The sequence below is a fragment of the Ideonella sp. genome, from assembly GCF_041918995.1.
Lineage (GTDB): Bacteria > Pseudomonadota > Gammaproteobacteria > Burkholderiales > Burkholderiaceae_C > Ideonella.
The window spans coordinates 1-16,352 of sequence record NZ_JAYRUN010000002.1 but is presented as its reverse complement, the minus strand read 5'-3'; the positions used below and the strand labels follow the sequence as shown (position 1 = coordinate 16,352).

The following is a 16,352-nucleotide window of genomic DNA, read 5'->3' as shown; positions in this document are numbered from 1 at the left end:
CTATGCTGGGTCTTCCTCGCCGATGAACCTCACGCTCAAAGCCAAGGCCGCGCTGGTCACCACGCTGGTGGTGCTGGCTTCGGTTTCCCTGGCCGGCGGCTGGCTGGTGGAGCAGCAGGCCCGCGGGCACACCGCGCTGCTGCGCCAGCAGCAGGACGCCCTGGCCGACGCGCTGGCGGCGGCCATCGACGAGCGCATCGAGACCCACCGGCGCATGCTGGTGCAGGCCGCGCGGTCCATCGACGAAGCGGCCCTGGCCGACGCACCGGCGGCCGGGCGGGCGCTGGCCCGGCAGGCCTTGCGGCCCCCCTTCGACAGCCTGCTGCTGGCGCAGGCCGACGGCCTGGTACTGGCCAACGAGCCGCCGGCGGCCCACCAGTTCCACGTCGGCGACCGCGACCACTTCCGCCAGGCCCGCGTCACCGGGCAGCCGGTCATCTCCGAGCCGCTGCTGTCGCGCGCCAACGGCGCACCGATCGTGCGCATGCTGGTGCCGCTGTTCGACGCACGCCAGCGCTTCGTCGGCGCGCTGGGCGGCGGGCTGGAGCTGCCCCGCGACACCCTGCTGGGCACGCTGGGGCGCACCCGGGTGGGCCACGCCGGCCGGGTGGAGCTGGTCACCCGCGGGCGCGTGCCGGTGTTCGTCATGCACCCCGACCCCGATCGGCTCATGCGGCCGGCGGAGCCGATCACCACGCTCGACGACACCGACGCCCGCGCCGACTTCGTCACCCGCCGGGCGCTGCGCGCCGTGCCGTGGGAGCTGCGCATCGTGCTGCCGGCGGACGAGGCGCACGCGCCGCTGCTGCGCTCGCGGCATGCGCTGTGGCTGGCCCTGGCGCTGTCGGGCATCGCCACCGCGCTGGCCGTCAGCGCCGGCGTGGGCTGGCTCATGCGGCCCCTGGACACGCTGTGGCAGGCGATGCGCCGCCAGCGCGAATCACCGGACGAGCGCGTGCCCATCGACACCCGCGCCCAGGACGAGCGGGGACGGCTCGCCCGCGAGTTCGACGCCCTGATGCGCCAGCTGCTGGCGCAGCGGGCTGAGCTGGCCGGCGTGGCGGATACCTCGCCGCTCGGGCTGTTCCGCGCCGGGCTGGATGGCCGCCTGGGCTACGTGAACGAGGCCTACCTGCGCATCCATGGCTTCGAGCACCGCGAGCAGGCGACAGAGGGCTGGATCTCCCTGCTGCCGGAGGCGGACCGACCCGCGGCGCGCGATGGCTGGCGGCGGGCCATGAACGAGCCCGTGGGGGTGCGCCTGACCCGCCACCTGCGCCGCGCCGACGGGCGGGAAATCGTGGTGGTGGTGCGCAGCGCGCCGCTGATGGTGGCCGGCATGCTGCAGGGCCATGTGGGCACCGTGGCCGACATCACCGACCGCATCGAGGGCGAACGCGCCCTGCGCACGCTGGCCACCATCTTCGACGCGACCACCGACTACGTGGTGCAGACCGACCTGCACGGCGGCCTGACCTTCGCCAATCCGGCGGCCCGGCGCGTGCTGGGGCTGCCGGCCGACGCGCCGCTCACGGGCATGAACGTGCTGGCCCTGCTGCCGCCGGAGACCGTGGCGCGCCACGCGGTGGAGATCCTGCCCGTGGCCCTGCAGAAGGGCACCTGGAGTGGCGAGACCGTGCTGCGCGACGCCGCGGGGCGCGAGCTGCGGGCGAGCCACCTGGTCATCGCGCACCGCGACGCCCGGGGCCGGCCCGAGTACTTCTCGGCCATCCTGCGCGACATCACGGCCGAGCGCGAGGTGCAGCAGGCTCTGCACCGGGGCGAGGCCGTGCTGCGCGCGGTGACCGAGGGGCTGTCGGTGGCCATCTCGGTGTTCGACCGCGGGCAGCGCTGCCTGTTCGTCAACCAGGCCTTCGAGACCAAGATGGGGCGCCCGCGCCATGCGCTGCTGGGCCAGGACCTGGCGCACATCTTCGGCGCCGACGAGGCCGAGGCGCGGCGGCCGTGGGTCGAGCGGGCGCTGGCCGGTGAGCGGGTGCAGTTCGAACGCGCGCTGAGCCTGCCCGGGGGAGAGCGCCACGCCCAGATCGAGCTCATTCCCTTGCTGGATGCCGGGGCCAGGGTGGAGGGATTCGTGTCGGTGGCCTCGGACATCTCCGCCACCCGCGCCGAGCAGCAGCGCCTGCGCACCCTGGCGGACACCGACGCGCTGACCGGCGTGCTCAACCGACATGGGCTCGACCATGCCCTGGCGGCGCGCGCGCAGCGGGCCCGCGACAGCGCGGCCGCGGGCCAGGAGACCGGCGCCGTGGCGCTGCTGTTCGTCGACCTGGACCGCTTCAAGGCCGTGAACGACCTGCACGGCCACGCCACCGGCGACCTGCTGCTGCGGCAGTTCGCCGGCCGCCTGCGCGACCTGGTCCGGCCCACCGACACCGTCGCCCGGCTGGGCGGCGACGAGTTCCTGGTGGTGCTGGATCGGGTGCGTGAACCGGTGCATGCGCGCGGCGTGGCCGACAAGATCGTCGAGGCGGCCGGCCTGCCCTTCGTCCTGCCCGACGGCAGGCAGGCGCGCATCGGCGCCAGCGTGGGCGTGGCGTTCTGGCGGCCGGCGGACACGCCGTGGGAGCAGGCGCTGGAGCAGGCCGACGCCATGCTCTACCGCGCCAAGGCCGGCGGGCGCGGCCAGGTGGCCGAGCCGGGCGCCGACGGCGCGGCCGGCGGTCGCGCGGCATGACGGCCATGGCGGCCGGTCGCGGGCTGGACCTGTTCACCCTGATGGTGTCCATCGCCGTGCTGGCGTGGATGCTGGCGGCCTTCTCGCACGTCACCGCGCGCGGCCTGCCCGAGCAGGCGGCGCCGGCGCGCGCCTGGTGCGGGTCCATGTTCTTCCTGGGCGGCGGCATCCTGGGCCTGCTGCTGCGCGGGCCGCAGATCGGCGTGCTCGACTTCCTGGTCGCCAATTCGCTGGTGGCCGCCTGCGTGCTCAAAGGCGACGACGCCTTCCGCCGGGTCGTGGACGAACGTCCGTCGCGGCTGGCGCGCGTGCTCATGGCCGTGGCGGTGGCGGCCCTGGCCCTGTGCATGGCCGGGGCGGTGCCCTATGGCCCGGCGCTCAGCGTGTACTCGGCGGCGGTGGGCGTGCTGTTCATGGGCACGGCCTGGCTGCTGACGCGGCAGCCACGCAGCGGCAGCACGGCGGTCACCTGGCTGGCGGCGCTGGTGGCGGCGGTGCTGGGCACGCTGTTCTGGCTGCGCGCCGGGCTGGCGCTCACCGCCGACCAGGCCTCGCTCGCGCCGGCGGGCACGTCGCCGTCGAGCTGGGCGCTGTTCGGGGTGGGGGCGCTGTACGCAGTGGCCGGCAGCCTCGCCCTGCACACGCTGGTGCACGACCGCCACCGCCGCGAGGTGGTGGCGGCCCTGCGGCGGGACGGCCTCACCGGGGTGCTCACGCGCCGTGCCCTGTTCGAACAGGTGGGCGAGGCGCTGTCGCGCGCACCGCACGCCGGCTTCGCGGTGGTGATGATCGACGTGGACCACTTCAAGCGGCTTAACGACGGCCATGGCCACCAGGCCGGGGACGCCGTGCTGGCCAGCCTTGGGCGCCTGCTGCAGAACGCGGTGCGCCTGGACGACGCGGTGGGCCGCTACGGCGGCGAGGAGTTCTGCCTGTGGCTGCCCGGCTGCCCGCTGGCGGATGCGGCCGCCCTGGCCGAGCGTGTGCGCGCAGGCGCGGAGGCCCAGGCCGTGCGCCACGCCGGGGGCGGGCCGCTGCACTTCACCTTGTCGGCCGGCTGCGCGGCGGGCGCCGGCGTGGTGGGCAGCGAGACGCCCCTGGCGGCCTTCGAGCGGGTGCTGCGCGACGCGGACCATGCGCTGCTGGACGCCAAGCGAGGTGGGCGCAACCGGGTGGTGGTGGCGGGGCTGGTGGCGGGGCTGGTGGCGGGCCAGGTGGCGTCCCAGCCCGCCTGACGCGGCCGGGGCCGGCCGCCGGCCCCGGGCTCAGGCGGCGGCCGCCTCGGCCGGCCGCTCGGCCTCCATGGCGAGGAAGCGGTCCTCGATGAAGTCCTTTTCCGTCAGCGTGCGCTTGTGCTGGTCCTGCAGCTGCTGCAGCTGGCGCCGCAGGCGCTGGCGGTCGGCCTCGGCCTCGGCCAGGCGACCGGCCAGTTCCTTCACCCGCGGCGCGGCTGCCGTGTCGCCGGCGGCGGGCTCGCCGCCGCTGCCGTCCTGGTGCTCGGCCGCGCCGGCGTCCTCGGCCGCGGCGGCCAGCTGCTCGGCGGCGAAGGCACGCGCCTCGGCCGCGTGCAGGCGCGCCCGCACGGCCTCCAGCTCGCCCTGCAGGCGGGCCGCCTCGCCGGCGGACTGTTCTGCCTGGCGGGCGCGCAGCTCCTGCTCCCGCAGCCGCTGCACGGCCGCGTCATGCGCCTGCTGCAGCTGCTCGAACTGCGCCTGCACATGGCCGTGCTGCTGCAGCAGCTGCTCCAGCTCGGCCTGCTTGCCGCGCCGCCACTGCTCGAACTGGGCGGCATCGACACGCGCCACCTCGCTGAGCATCTCGCCCTGGCGGCCGACCAGCCGGTTCAGTGCCTTGGGGTCGCGCGCGGCCCATTGCTGGTAGGGGTCCGACGGGCGGCCGCCCGCCCGGCCGCCCCCGGCCGCACCCTGGCGGGCGGCATCGGCCAGGCGAGCCAGCTCGCGCTTCAGGTCGGCGAAGGTGGACAGGGCGTCGTCGGCGCTGCGGTTCAGCCGCCCGGCATGGGCCTTCAGGCTGCCGGACAGCGCGCCCAGGTCGGCCTGGCTGTCACGCACGTAGCCGACCATGCGCCAGGCCATGAAGGTGCACAGCCCGAGCAGCAGCAGGTTGCACACCACGACGGAGACGATGCCCAGGTCGACCCAGCTCATGGGGGGATTCCCTCAGGGCGGCTCAGGGCTGCAGCAGGGCGACGTGGCCGTCGCCGTAGCCGGGCACGGACAGGCGGTAGTCCGCGCGCACCGTGGCCTGGTCCAGGGTCTGGGGCAGGCGGGCCATGGTGCGCCCCGCCAGGTTGGCGGCCTTGAACGCCACCGGCCCGGTGCCCAGCTGCGCCGGCACGCGGTCCGCCAGCCCGGCGAAGAACGCGGAGGCGCTCTCCACGAAGGCCACCGGCGCCTGGCCCTCCTGGATGGCACGCCGGACGTCCCGCGGGTCCGCGGACAGCGCGCCCGCGCCCAGCATGCACAGCGCGGGCAGGTCGGCCACCGCCAGCGCACTCACCGCGCCGCCGCTGGCCGGCGTGTACAGCGCCAGCAGGTTCTGGCCCGACAGCCGGGCGCTGCCGAAGCGATCGCCCGGCACCAGCCGGAACGGCACGCCGGACATCCAGGCCTGCACGGCCAGGCGCATCGAGCGCGCGGCCGCCTCGCGGTCCGGTGCGGCCGGTGCCGTCGCGGTCCCGTCTTGGCCCAGGCCCAGGGCCGCGGCCACGGCGCCGCGCAGCACCTCGTCGTCGAAGGGCTTGTGCAGGATGAAGGCGGCGCCGTTGGTGCTGGCCTGTTCGAGCAGGGCCGGGGTGGTTTCGGTGGTGACGAAGCCCACGGGCAGCTGGTGGCCCAGCTGGCGCAGCGTCTGCAGCAGCTCGATGCCGGTCATGCCCGGCATGTGCCAGTCCGACACCAGCAGGGCCGGCTCGGCCCGCTCCACGGCGGCCAGCGCCTCGTCGCCCGACGCGGCGGTCTCGATGACGGTGCCGCCCAGGGACGGATGCTGCAGCGCCCGCCGCAGGATGGCCTGCATGGCGCGGCTGTCGTCCACGACCAGCACGCGCCGGGTGGCGGACGCGGTGGCAGCGGCAGGGGCGGCAAGGGAGGCAGTCGGTGGCATGGGCGGCAGCGGGCCCCGCACGGGGCAAGGAACCCATAGCGGTTATCGGCGCCCGCGCTGACGTCTTGAATCCGCGGCATGCCGGGACGGCAGGAGGGCATAGACTGGCGGCCCCCATGACGACCGTGCCCGCCTCTTCTTCTTCCTCCCCGCGGCCCCCTCGGGTGGCCATCGTCGGTGCCGGCCCTGCGGGCCTGATGGCCGCCGAGGTGCTGGCCGCGGCCGGCGCGCAGGTGGACGTGTTCGACGCCATGCCCTCGGCCGGGCGCAAGTTCCTGCTGGCGGGCAAGGGCGGGTTGAACCTGACGCACAGCGAGCCGCTGGACGCCTTCGTCACCCGCTATGGCGGCCGCCAGCGCGAGGCCGCCGACTGGCTGGCCGCCTTCGGGCCGCAGGCCCTGCGCGACTGGGCGGCCGGCCTGGGGGTGCCCACCTTCGTGGGCAGCTCGGGCCGCGTGTTCCCCCAGGAAATGAAGGCGGCGCCGCTGCTGCGCGCCTGGCTGCATCGCCTGCGGGCGGCGGGGGTGCGGCTGCACATGCGGCACCGCTGGCAGCCGGTGCTGCCGGCGCTGCCGGCGCCCGGGGCGCCGCTGGCGCTGCGCTTCGACACGCCCACGGGCGAACACGCCGTGGCACCGGACGCCCTGCTGCTCGCCCTGGGCGGCGCGAGCTGGCCCCGGCTGGGCTCGGACGGCCGCTGGGCGGCGCCGCTGTCCCAGGCGGGGGTGCCGGTGGCCCCGCTGCAGCCCGCCAACTGCGGTTTCGACGTGGGCTGGAGCGCCCACCTGGCCGAGCGCCATGCCGGTGCGCCGCTCAAGGGCGTGGCGCTGCGCTTCGCCGACGCCCAGGGCCAGCGCTTCGAACGCAAGGGTGAGTGTGTGCTGACCGCCACCGGCCTGGAGGGCAGCCTGGTCTATGCAGCCTCGGCGGCGCTGCGCGACATGATCTCGTCCACGGGACAGGCGGCGCTGGTCCTGGACCTGCTGCCCGACCGCGCGGAAGACGACCTGGCGCGGGCGCTGGCGCGCGGCCGCGGTGCCCGCTCGCTGGCCAACCACCTGCGCGAGCAGGCCGGCCTGCACGGGGCCAAGGCGGCCCTGCTGCGCGAGGGCACCGACGCGGCCACCTGGGCCGCGCTGGCGGCGAGCCCGGTCGCGCTGGCCGCCCGCATCAAGGCGGTGCCCATCACGCTGCGCGAGCCCCGCCCGGTGGACGAGGCCATCAGCACCGCGGGCGGCGTGCGGCTGGAGGGCCTGGATGGCCACCTGCGCTGGCAGGCCGACCCCCGCATCGCCTTCGCGGGCGAGATGCTGGACTGGGAGGCCCCCACGGGGGGCTACCTGCTCACCGCCTGCTTCGCGACCGGCCGCGTCGCGGCGGCCGGCCTGTGCCATACCCTGCACCTGGACGTTGCGTCCGCACTGCGCACCGCACGATGAATGCCTCGCCTTCCGCCCCTGCCCCCACCCCCGCCCCCTCGGCCGAGGACGACGCGCGCATGTTCGACCTGGCACCGGTGTCGCTGTGGCTGGAGGATTTCTCCGGCGTGGCGCAGGTCTTCGCCCGCTGGCGCCAGGACGGCGTGACGGACCTGCGCGCACACCTGCTCGCCGACCGCGGCCGGGTGGCCGAGTGCACCCAGGGCATCCGGCTGCTCAAGGTGAACCGGCGCACGCTGGAGCTGTTCGGCGCGCCGGACCAGGCCACGCTGGAGCAGAACCTGTCGCGCATCTTCCGCGACGACATGCTGGCCCACCATGTGGAGGAGCTGGTGCAGCTGTGGAACGGCGCCACCAGCTACGGCAGCCGCACGGTCAACTACACGCTCGACGGCCGCCGGCTGGACGTGGAGCTGCAGGTCCGCGTGCTGCCCGGCCACGAGACCACCTGGCACAAGGTGCTGCTCTCCCTGGAGGACGTGAGCGCGCGCGAACAGGCGCTGGAGCGCCTGCGCCGCAGCGAGCGGTATGCACAGGGCCTGTTCGAGCATTCGCCGGTGTCGCTGTGGGTGGAGGATTTCTCCGCCGTGAAGCGCCTGCTCGACGAGGTGCGGGCGCAGGGCATCGACGATTTCCGCGTGTTCACCGACGTGCACCCGGAGTTCGTGGACCGTTGCATGGCGGAGATCCGCGTGGTCGACGTCAACCGCCAGACGCTCACGCTGTTCCGCGCGCCGGACAAGCCCACGCTGCTGCGGCGGCTGTCCGACATCTTCCGCGACGAGATGCGCCGGCCCTTCACCGAGCAACTCATCGAACTGTGGCATGGCCGGCTGCACCAGCAGCGGGAGACCGTGAACTACGCGCTCGACGGCGAACCGCTGCACGTGCACCTGCAGTTCGCGGTGCTGCCCGGCCACGAGCACGACTGGTCGCAGGTGCAGGTGTCGCTGACCGACATCACGGCGCGCAAGCGCGCCGAGGCCTATCTCGAGTTCCTGGGCAAGCACGATGCGCTCACCAAGCTGCGCAACCGCTCGTACTTCGACGACGAGCTGAACCGCCTGGAACGCAAGCAGGTGCAGCCGCTGGCCCTGGTGGTGATCGACCTCAACGGCCTGAAGCAGGTCAACGACGAACGCGGCCACCGCGCCGGCGACGCCCTGCTGCGCCGCATGGGCGAGGTGCTGGGCAAGGCGGTGCCCGCGCCGGGCACGGCGGCCCGCATCGGCGGCGACGAGTTCGCCCTGCTGCTGCCGGGCGCCGACGAGGCCGCGGTGGAGCAGCTCATGGCCACCCTGCAGGAACTGGTGGAGCTGAACAACCAGTTCCACAGTGGCGACCCGGTGCGCTTCGCGGTGGGCATCGCCTTCGCCCAGCCCGGCGAGCGCCTGGAGGCCGCGCTGCACCGGGCCGACGCGCAGATGTACGTGCAGAAGAAGGCGTTCCACGCCAACGCCCAGTTCGACCGCCGGAAGGAGTGAACATGAGCCTCGTCGTCCACCACCTGAACAACTCCCGCTCGCAGCGCGTGCTGTGGCTGCTCGAGGAGCTGGAGCTGCCCTACGAGATCCGCCACTACCAGCGCGATCGGCAGACCCTGCTGGCGCCCGCGGCGCTGAAGGCCGTGCACCCGCTGGGCAAGTCCCCGGTGCTGACCGACGGCGACACGGTGGTGGCCGAGTCGGGCGCGATCATCGAGTACCTGCTCGAGCGTCATGGCGGCGGGCGGCTGCGCCCGCCGGCCGGCACGCCGGAGGCCCTGCGCTTCACCTACTGGCTGCACTTCGCCGAGGGCTCGGCCATGCCGCCGCTGCTGATGAAGCTCGTCTTCGACAAGGTGCTCGGCGCGCCCATGCCCTTCTTCGCCAGGCCGGTGGCGCGCGCCATCGCCGGCAAGGTGCTGCAGGGGTTCGTCATGCCCAACATCACCCAGCAGCTGGATTTCATGGAGGCCGAGCTGGCCACCCGGCCCTGGTTCGCGGGCGACGAGTTCAGCGCGGCGGACATCCAGATGAGCTTCCCGCTGGAGGCGGCCTCGCAGCGCGCAGGGCTCGATGCCAGCCGGCCGCACCTGATGCGTTACCTGGAGCGCATCCACGCCCGCCCGGCCTACCACCGGGCGCTGCAGCGCGGCGGTCCGTACGACTATGCCCGGGTGCCGGCGGCGAGCTGAGGGCGCGCCGCGCCCTGCGGGGCGGTTGACGGAGGTCAAGGCGCGCCGGCGTGATCGACGCACCATGGACAGGGGAGCGACGTTGCCTTCCATCCATTCACAACGAACACGTCACCGTCACATGAGCACCACCCAACACGCCGTGGTCTGGACCGACCACCACCACGCCCAGGTCCTGCGCTTCGACACCGAGCACGTCGAGGCCAGCAAGGTCAAGGCGGCCACCCACCACACCGCGCAGCACGGCAGCGGCGTGCGCACCGAGCATGAGTTCTTCGGCGCGCTGTGCGACGAGCTGGAGGGCATCGTGGAGGTCCTGGCCGTGGGCCCGAAGACCGGGCTCGAGGCGTTCCGCCACTACGCCGAGAAGCACCGCCCGCAGACGGCCCGCCGCGTCGTCGGCTGGGAGGTGGTGGACCACCCGAGCGACAAGCAGCTGGTCGCCATGGCCCGCCAGTGGTTCCTGCGCTACGACCGCATGGCGGGCAACCCGACGCCGATGTGACGCCGGGTGCGCCGGCTGGGCGCGTGCCTTGCCCTGACAGGCCATCCTCAATCGCACGGGAGTGGCCATGGAAAGCAAGGTTCGGGTGTTCGGGCATCCGTTGCATCAGATGCTCATCGTCTTCCCGCTCGGTCTGCTCGCGACTTCGGTCGTCTTCGATCTCATCCACCTAATCGGCGGCAGCCCCTCGGCGGCCACCGTGGCCCATGCGCTCATCGCCGCCGGGCTGGTGGGCGGGCTCATCGCCGCGCCGTGGGGCACCATCGACTGGCTCGCCATCCCCAAGGGCACGCGCGCCAAGGCCATCGGTGCCATGCACGGCGGTGGCAACGTGGTGGTGCTGCTGCTGTTCGCCGCCAGCTGGTGGCTGCGCGCCGGCCAGGAGGCCCAGCCGCCCACGCTGGCCTGGGTGCTGTCCTTCGCCGGCGCCGGCCTGGCGCTGGTCACGGCCTGGCTGGGCGGCGAGCTGGTCGACCGCCTCGGCGTGGGCGTGTCCCCGCACGCGCACCTGAACGCCCGCAGCTCGCTGGACGGACCGGCCGAGCCGGTGCGTGAGGGGCCCGCCGGCCCGTCGCGCGTGCCGCGCTGAGCAGCAGCACCGCCGCCGCGGCACGCCGGTCGCCCCGCGGCCACCGGTGGTCCTAGGGCTGGTGCGGGACCGCTCCGCTGCGCCAGAGTGGCGCTCCGCACGAAGGAGCGCCCCCATGACCGCCGCCAGCTCGACGTTCTCCGCCCACCACGCCGAAGACTATGAATCGATGATGGGTCGCTGGAGCCGTCGCCTGGCGCCGGCGTTCATCGACTTCGCGGGCATTCCGCCCGACGCGCGCATCCTGGACCTGGGCTGCGGCACCGGCGTGCTGGCCGAGGCGCTGTCGGGTGCCGTGCCCCGCGCGCGGATCGTCGGCGTCGACCTGTCCGGGCCCTACGTCGAGATGGCGCGCAGCCGCCTGGGCGGGGCAGCCGAGTTCAGGGTGGACGACGCCTGCGATCTCGATCTCCCGGACGGCTCGTTCGACCACGTGCTGTCGCTGCTCATGCTGCACTTCGTGCCCGATCCGGCGCGCGCCGTGGCCGAGATGCGGCGCGTCTGCCGCGCCGGCGGCGTGGTGGCGGCGGCGGTGTGGGATGCCAGCGGCGGCTACGTCGTCAACCGCATCTTCTTCGACACGGCGGCCATGGTCGACCCGGACGCGGAGGCGCGCCGCGCCCGCAACTACGCCCGGCCCATGACCCGCCCGGGCGAGCTGGAAGCGGCGTGGCACCGGGCCGGCCTGCTGGACGTGCAGGCCACGCAGCTGCTCATCCGCATGGAGTTCTCCCAGTTCGACGACTGGTGGCAGCCCTTCCTGGGCCGCGAGGGCCCCATCGCCGAGTACGTGGGCGGCCTCGACGACACCACGCGGCGCACGCTGGAAGCGGCGCTGCGCCGGGCCTACCTGGCCGGCCAGCCCGACGGCCCCCGCTCGTATGCGGCGGTGGCCTGGGCGGTGCGGGGCCGGGTGCCGCCGGTGCCTGCGGGCTGAGGCGCCCGCCGGCGCTCAGCCGTTGCTGGCGGCCAGCGTCTCGGCCAGGTCGGTGAGGCCGGCCAGGGCCTTCTCGATGCCGTCCTGGCGCAGCGTGACCATGCCGCCGGCCAGGGCGGCCGACTGCAGCTCGGCCGCGCTGGCGCGGTGGCGCACCAGGCCGCGGACCGCGTCGTCGGCCGTCATCAGCTCGTGCAGGCCGAGGCGGCCGCGGTAGCCGTGGCCCTCGCAGGCCGGACAGCCCACGGCACGCCACAGCTGCAGCCGGCCGCCCGCCGGGGCGTGGCGGGTGCGCCAGCGCCGCACGAGGGCCTCGGCGTCGCCGGGCACCGGCTGGCTGCGGCCGCTGGCCAGGAACTGGCGCGCCAGTTCCAGCTCCTGGGGCGCGTCCAGGGCCACGGGCTGGCGACAGTGCACGCACAGGCGGCGCACCAGGCGCTGCGCCAGGATGCCCAGCAGCGAATCCGAGAACATGAACGGGTCCAGGCCGATCTCCAGCAGCCGCGTCACGCTCTCCGGCGCCGAGTTGGTGTGCAGCGTGGACAGCACCAGGTGGCCGGTCAGCGAGGCCTCGACGGCGATGCGCGCGGTCTCCTCGTCGCGCATCTCGCCGATCATGATCACGTCCGGGTCGGCCCGCAGGAAGGTGCGCATGGCGGCGGCGAAATCCCAGCCGATGCGCGGGTTCACCTGCACCTGGCGCAGGCCCTCCTGGGTGATCTCCACCGGGTCCTCGGCCGTCCAGATCTTGCGCTTGGCCGTGTTCAGCTCGCGCATGATGGAGTGCAGCGTGGTGGTCTTGCCGCAGCCCGTGGGGCCGCACACCAGGATCAGCCCGTACGGCTTGGCGGCCAGGCGCCGCAGCGTCGCCAGGTTGCCTTCGGCCAGGCCGATGGCGTCCAGCGGCAGCGGCTTCAGGCCCGACAGCAGCCGCAGCACGACGTCCTCCATGCCGTGGAGGGTGGGCACGGTGACCATGCGCAGCTCCACCGAGTCACCGCCGAAGCGCGCGAAGTCGATCTTGCCGTCCTGCGGCTTGCGGTGCTCGGCGATGTCCAGCTCCGCCATGATCTTCAGCCGCGCGACGATGGCGAAGCGCCACGGCGCGGGCAGCTCCAGGTAGGGCATGAGGTCGCCGTCCACCCGCAGGCGGATCCACGTCGGCCGGCCGTTGTCGCCGGTCTCGATGTGGATGTCCGACGCGCGCAGGCGGATCGCGTCGGCGATCACCGTGTTGACCAGGCGCACCAGGGTGTTGTCGGCCTCCGAGACCACGCTGGAATCCGGCCCGCCCGGGGCGGCCTCGTGGGTGGCCAGCTCCGCCACGAGCGCATGCACGTCGCGCTGGGCGAACGCCCGTCCGGCGGCGGCCGGCGCGGCCGGGGGCGCATGGGCGGCCGCCGGCGCCACGCCCAGTGCCGCGGCATGGCCCGAGGCATAGGCGCGCGCCACCGCCGGCGCCAGGGTGCCGGGCAGCGCCAGCACGGGGGTCACGGGCCGGTCGCACACGAAGCGCAGCTCGTCCAGCAGCGTGTGGTCCCAGGGGTCGGGCACGGCCACCACCAGGGACTCGCCGTGCTGCATGAGCGGCAGCACCGTCTCGCGCAGCGCCAGGCCGGCGGGCACCTTGGCCAGCGCCTCGGGCTCGGGCTCCAGCTGGGCGAGGTCCACCGTGGGCACGCCCAGCCACTCGGCCAGCACGCGGTCCAGCTGCGCGGGCGTGACCGCGCCGCGCTCCACCAGCATCTGGCCGATCAGGCGGTGCGGCTGCAGCGTCGCCTGCTGGCGCAGCACGGCGCCGAGGGTGGCGGCGTCCACCAGGCCGCGCTGCACCATGGCCTCGCCCAGGTGGCGCGCGCGCGGGCTCTGGTGGCCGGACAGCCGCTGCCGCAGGGCGGCCAGGGTGGCGGGCGGGGCGCCGAGGCCGGTGTCGGCGGCGTCGGGGCAGGTGAGGGAAGGGGGGGCGTCGGTGGGCATGCTGATCGCTCTATCGGCCGAAAACCGCGGTGGCCACAGGGCGAATGTCTCGATCCTGCCTGCCCCCGGGGGCGGCGCGGCGCGCCGCTGGCGATCCGGCTTGACCCAACGCAAGCCATGGGGACAGGCGCCCCGCCGGTAGGCAGCCGGCCCGCGGGTGCGTATGCTGGCTGCTTCTGCGCACAGGCGGGGGCACCATGCGGCAATTCATCCGGCATGCCATCGACGTCCCGGTGCGGGTGGGCTTCACCCCGGGCGAGACGCCCGGGGCGTACCACACCCACGACATCGGCGAGGGCGGGCTCGCCTTCCGCTGCAGCTGCGCCGTGCCGGCGGGGCGCGACATCGACGTGTGCATCGACAGCGTCGACCCGCCGTTCCGCGCCCAGGCGCAGGTGGCCTGGTGCCGGCCGCATGTCGTCAGCGGCTACGAGCTGGGGGTGCGTTTCCTCGACGCGGAGGACGCCTTCCGGGCGCGCATGGTGGCGCAGGTGTGCGCCATCGAGGACTACCGCCGGTCCGTGCGGCGCACCGAGGGGCGGGAGCTCGGCGCCGAGGAGGCCGCCGCCGAGTGGATCGAGCGGCATGCGGCGGACTTCCCGCCCATGCACTGACCTGCGGCGTCAGTCGCGCGACGCGGGCAGGGTGTCCATCGCCCGGCGCACCCACTGGCCGCGCGCCATGGTGGTGGCCAGGCCCTCCAGCCGCAGCCGGCCCAGCACCCGGCGGCTCACGCAGAAGGCCACGCCGGCCGAGTTGCCGAAGGCGAAGTAGCTGCCCCCTTCGCCCCGCCAGTTCAGCCGCAGCGTGGCCCACTGGCCCTGGCGCTGGATGCGGCAGATGTCGCCCACGGCCAGGCCGTCCAACCAGGCGTCGGACGCCCGCAGGGCGCGCTCGTCGGGGTTCAGTGCGTCCAGCGCGGCCGGCACCGTGGCCAGCTCGTCGTGGCGCGGCAGGGCCAGTTCGTCGCCGGGGGCGGACGGCGCCATGGGGGGTGGCGCGGGAGCCCAGCCGGCGTCCAGCACGGCCTCGCGCGGCCACACCGCCAGCGCGGCGCGCAGCTCGCGCGCATGCTGCTGGATCTTCGCGCCGGGCAGCGCCGAGTGGGCGTGCAGGCCGTCCTCGGCTTCCAGGCGCAGGCAATCGAGCTCGGCGGGCGTCAGCGGCGCGTGGCGCTGCAGGTGGCCCGCGTCGATGAAGTGCTCCACCGCGCCCAGCACCCGCTGCGCCTCGGTGGCTTCCTCGCCATGCCGCACCACGGCCTCGAGCACCACGCCCAGCCAGGGGCCGAGCAGGAACTGCTTGACCTCGGGCACCACCACCGTGTCGCGCAGGCGGTCGACCATCTGGCCGCGCACCAGGGGCTCCAGCTCGCGCCGGCGCTCGGCCGCCGCCACCAGCGGCTCGCTCAGCCCGGTGGTGGCAGGCGCCCAGGGGGCCGATTGCAGCGGCGAGGGCGCGGTGGGGTCGCCCGCGATCGGGCGCGTGCTGTCGGCCACGGTGCCGGCCTCGGCCTCGGCCGCCGCCAGCGCCTGCGCATAGCGCGCGGCGGGCACGGCGCCCCGCGCGGCCTCGAGCGACGCGATGATGGGCTCCAGCCGCAGGTGCAGCGGCAGCTGGAAGGGGCTGCGCGCGGCGTCGGTGTCCAGCTGGCCGATGGCCGCCAGCCGGTCGATCAGCCGCCACAGGGGGTTGTCCACCGAGTCCAGCAGCGAGGGATCGGCGGCCACGCTGCGCGCCACCGGGCCAGCCAGGCGCGTCATCAGGCCCTGCATCTCGGTGTTCAGCCCGGCCTGTGACGCCACATGGGCCAGCAGGGCCGGGATGCGGCCGGCTGCCGCACCCAGCCCGGCCGGCGGCGCGGCGTCGGTACCCGCCGGGGCGGACGGATCGGCGCGTCGCGGCGCGCCGCGGGTGTCGGGCTCCCGGCGGATGGCGTAGCGCGCCGGCTGCACGCCCCATTCCTCCAGCAGCTGCACATGGCGCTGGTACAGCGCAGGCAGCACGTGTCCCAGGGGCGTGGCCACCAGGCGCAGGGCGGCCAGGCGCACCGGCGCGTCGATGGGCCGCGCGTGCAGCACCGCACACAAGGCGCCCACCAGGCGCGCGGGGGCGAGCGGCACCGGCTCGTCGCCCGACCAGCCGGCCGCCTCGGGGGCCCCGGCCAGGCGGGCGCGCAGGTCCCGCAGATGCCACTCCGCGCTGCTCTCGACCGTCTGCACCACGCGGGTGGATTCGATGTCCTCGTCCACGTCGTCGTCGGACATCAGGGCCAGCCCGGTGGGCACGCCAAAGTCGGTGGCCACGAAGGGCGCGGGGGCGGTGGTGGGGCGGGGCGGCTCCGGCGGCCGGGCCGCCTGCTCGGCCCACTCGGCGGCCAGGCCGGGCAGGAGCTGCCGGGCCTGGCGCTGCGCGGGCGTCACCCAGATGGCGGCGCCCGCGGCCGGTGCGGCGGCCTCGCGGCAGACCTGGTCGAGCACGAGCTGGGCGTCGGCGCGGCAATGCGCGAGGTAGCGCTGGAACAGCGTGCCGGGCGGGGAGGGGGGTACTGCGGACATGTCGCTCGGGGAGCTCCTTGCGCCGCCGATTGTCGCCGCCGGCGGCGCGGCACGTGCGGCTGGGGGCAGGCACCAGGCGTGCCCGGCCTCGCCAGCCGCCGTCCCGGGCCTGGGGAGGGCCCCTCCCGCGGTCGTGGGGTGGGACGGCGCCGGGACCGGGCGCAGCATGGGGCGCCGCCGCGGGCCGCGGCACCGGGCCGCGGCCGAAGCACACCATCCGAGGGATGCGCCGACATGGCCGCACGAGACGACACCGCACCGGCCGCCACCGCGCCGCTGCCCGACACCCCGCCCCGCGGCCGGACGCCGGCCCGTGCGTGCCGCGCCGGCATCGCGGCGGGGGTGCT

General features: G+C 75.0%; 13 protein-coding genes. 9 read left to right on the top strand and 4 right to left on the bottom strand.

Annotated elements, in window-relative coordinates; all coding sequences use genetic code 11:
* Positions 1–22 precede the first annotated feature (22 nt).
* Complete coding sequence (locus ACE3UN_RS01835; protein ID WP_374673202.1) at positions 23–2,698, top strand: PAS domain S-box protein; 2,676 nt, start codon at positions 23–25, stop codon at positions 2,696–2,698.
* Between the two features lie 5 nt (positions 2,699–2,703).
* Positions 2,704–3,933 (top strand): diguanylate cyclase, encoded by a 1,230-nt coding sequence (locus ACE3UN_RS01830; RefSeq protein ID WP_374673201.1) that lies wholly within the window; start codon positions 2,704–2,706, stop codon positions 3,931–3,933.
* Positions 3,934–3,963: 30 nt separating this feature from the next.
* On the opposite strand, the gene ACE3UN_RS01825 is transcribed toward ACE3UN_RS01830, so the two are convergent.
* Positions 3,964–4,866, bottom strand: a complete 903-nt coding sequence (locus ACE3UN_RS01825) for a hypothetical protein (protein ID WP_374673200.1) — start codon at positions 4,864–4,866, stop codon at positions 3,964–3,966.
* A 22-nt stretch (positions 4,867–4,888) separates the two neighbouring features.
* On the bottom strand, positions 4,889–5,824 hold the full coding sequence (locus ACE3UN_RS01820; RefSeq protein WP_374673199.1) for a response regulator: 936 nt from the start codon (positions 5,822–5,824) through the stop codon (positions 4,889–4,891).
* Positions 5,825–5,940: 116 nt separating this feature from the next.
* Here ACE3UN_RS01820 and ACE3UN_RS01815 point away from each other — a divergent pair, with 116 nt between their 5' ends.
* The 6 genes from ACE3UN_RS01815 to ACE3UN_RS01790 all read left to right on the top strand — a co-directional run bounded on the left by ACE3UN_RS01815 (position 5,941) and on the right by ACE3UN_RS01790 (position 11,470).
* The gene (locus ACE3UN_RS01815) at positions 5,941–7,263 is read left to right on the top strand and encodes a TIGR03862 family flavoprotein (protein ID WP_374673198.1); all 1,323 of its coding nucleotides are present in this window, start codon (positions 5,941–5,943) and stop codon (positions 7,261–7,263) included.
* The gene (locus ACE3UN_RS01810; RefSeq protein ID WP_374673197.1) at positions 7,260–8,747 is read left to right on the top strand and encodes a diguanylate cyclase domain-containing protein; all 1,488 of its coding nucleotides are present in this window, start codon (positions 7,260–7,262) and stop codon (positions 8,745–8,747) included. Before ACE3UN_RS01815 ends, ACE3UN_RS01810 begins: the two co-directional genes overlap by 4 nt.
* A 2-nt stretch (positions 8,748–8,749) precedes the next feature.
* Positions 8,750–9,439 carry a glutathione S-transferase gene (locus ACE3UN_RS01805; RefSeq protein ID WP_374673196.1) on the top strand — a complete coding sequence of 230 codons (690 nt, stop codon included), beginning with the start codon at positions 8,750–8,752 and terminating at the stop codon, positions 9,437–9,439.
* Positions 9,440–9,560: 121 nt separating this feature from the next.
* Positions 9,561–9,944: a hypothetical protein gene (locus ACE3UN_RS01800; RefSeq protein ID WP_374673195.1), complete on the top strand. Its 384-nt coding sequence runs from the start codon at positions 9,561–9,563 to the stop codon at positions 9,942–9,944.
* 67 nt (positions 9,945–10,011) lie between these two features.
* A complete protein-coding gene (locus tag ACE3UN_RS01795; RefSeq protein ID WP_374673194.1) occupies positions 10,012–10,533 on the top strand; it encodes a DUF2231 domain-containing protein in 522 nt (173 codons plus the stop codon).
* A 115-nt stretch (positions 10,534–10,648) separates the two neighbouring features.
* Positions 10,649–11,470 (top strand): class I SAM-dependent methyltransferase, encoded by an 822-nt coding sequence (locus ACE3UN_RS01790; protein ID WP_374673193.1) that lies wholly within the window; start codon positions 10,649–10,651, stop codon positions 11,468–11,470.
* Positions 11,471–11,485: 15 nt separating this feature from the next.
* On the opposite strand, the gene ACE3UN_RS01785 is transcribed toward ACE3UN_RS01790, so the two are convergent.
* A complete protein-coding gene (locus ACE3UN_RS01785; RefSeq protein ID WP_374673192.1) occupies positions 11,486–13,447 on the bottom strand; it encodes a GspE/PulE family protein in 1,962 nt (653 codons plus the stop codon).
* Between the two features lie 197 nt (positions 13,448–13,644).
* Between ACE3UN_RS01785 and ACE3UN_RS01780 the strand changes: the two genes are divergently transcribed.
* On the top strand, positions 13,645–14,061 hold the full coding sequence (locus ACE3UN_RS01780) for a PilZ domain-containing protein (protein WP_374673191.1): 417 nt from the start codon (positions 13,645–13,647) through the stop codon (positions 14,059–14,061).
* A 9-nt stretch (positions 14,062–14,070) separates the two neighbouring features.
* On the opposite strand, the gene ACE3UN_RS01775 is transcribed toward ACE3UN_RS01780, so the two are convergent.
* Complete coding sequence (locus ACE3UN_RS01775; protein WP_374673190.1) at positions 14,071–16,005, bottom strand: DUF1631 family protein; 1,935 nt, start codon at positions 16,003–16,005, stop codon at positions 14,071–14,073.
* Positions 16,006–16,352: the final 347 nt, after the last annotated feature.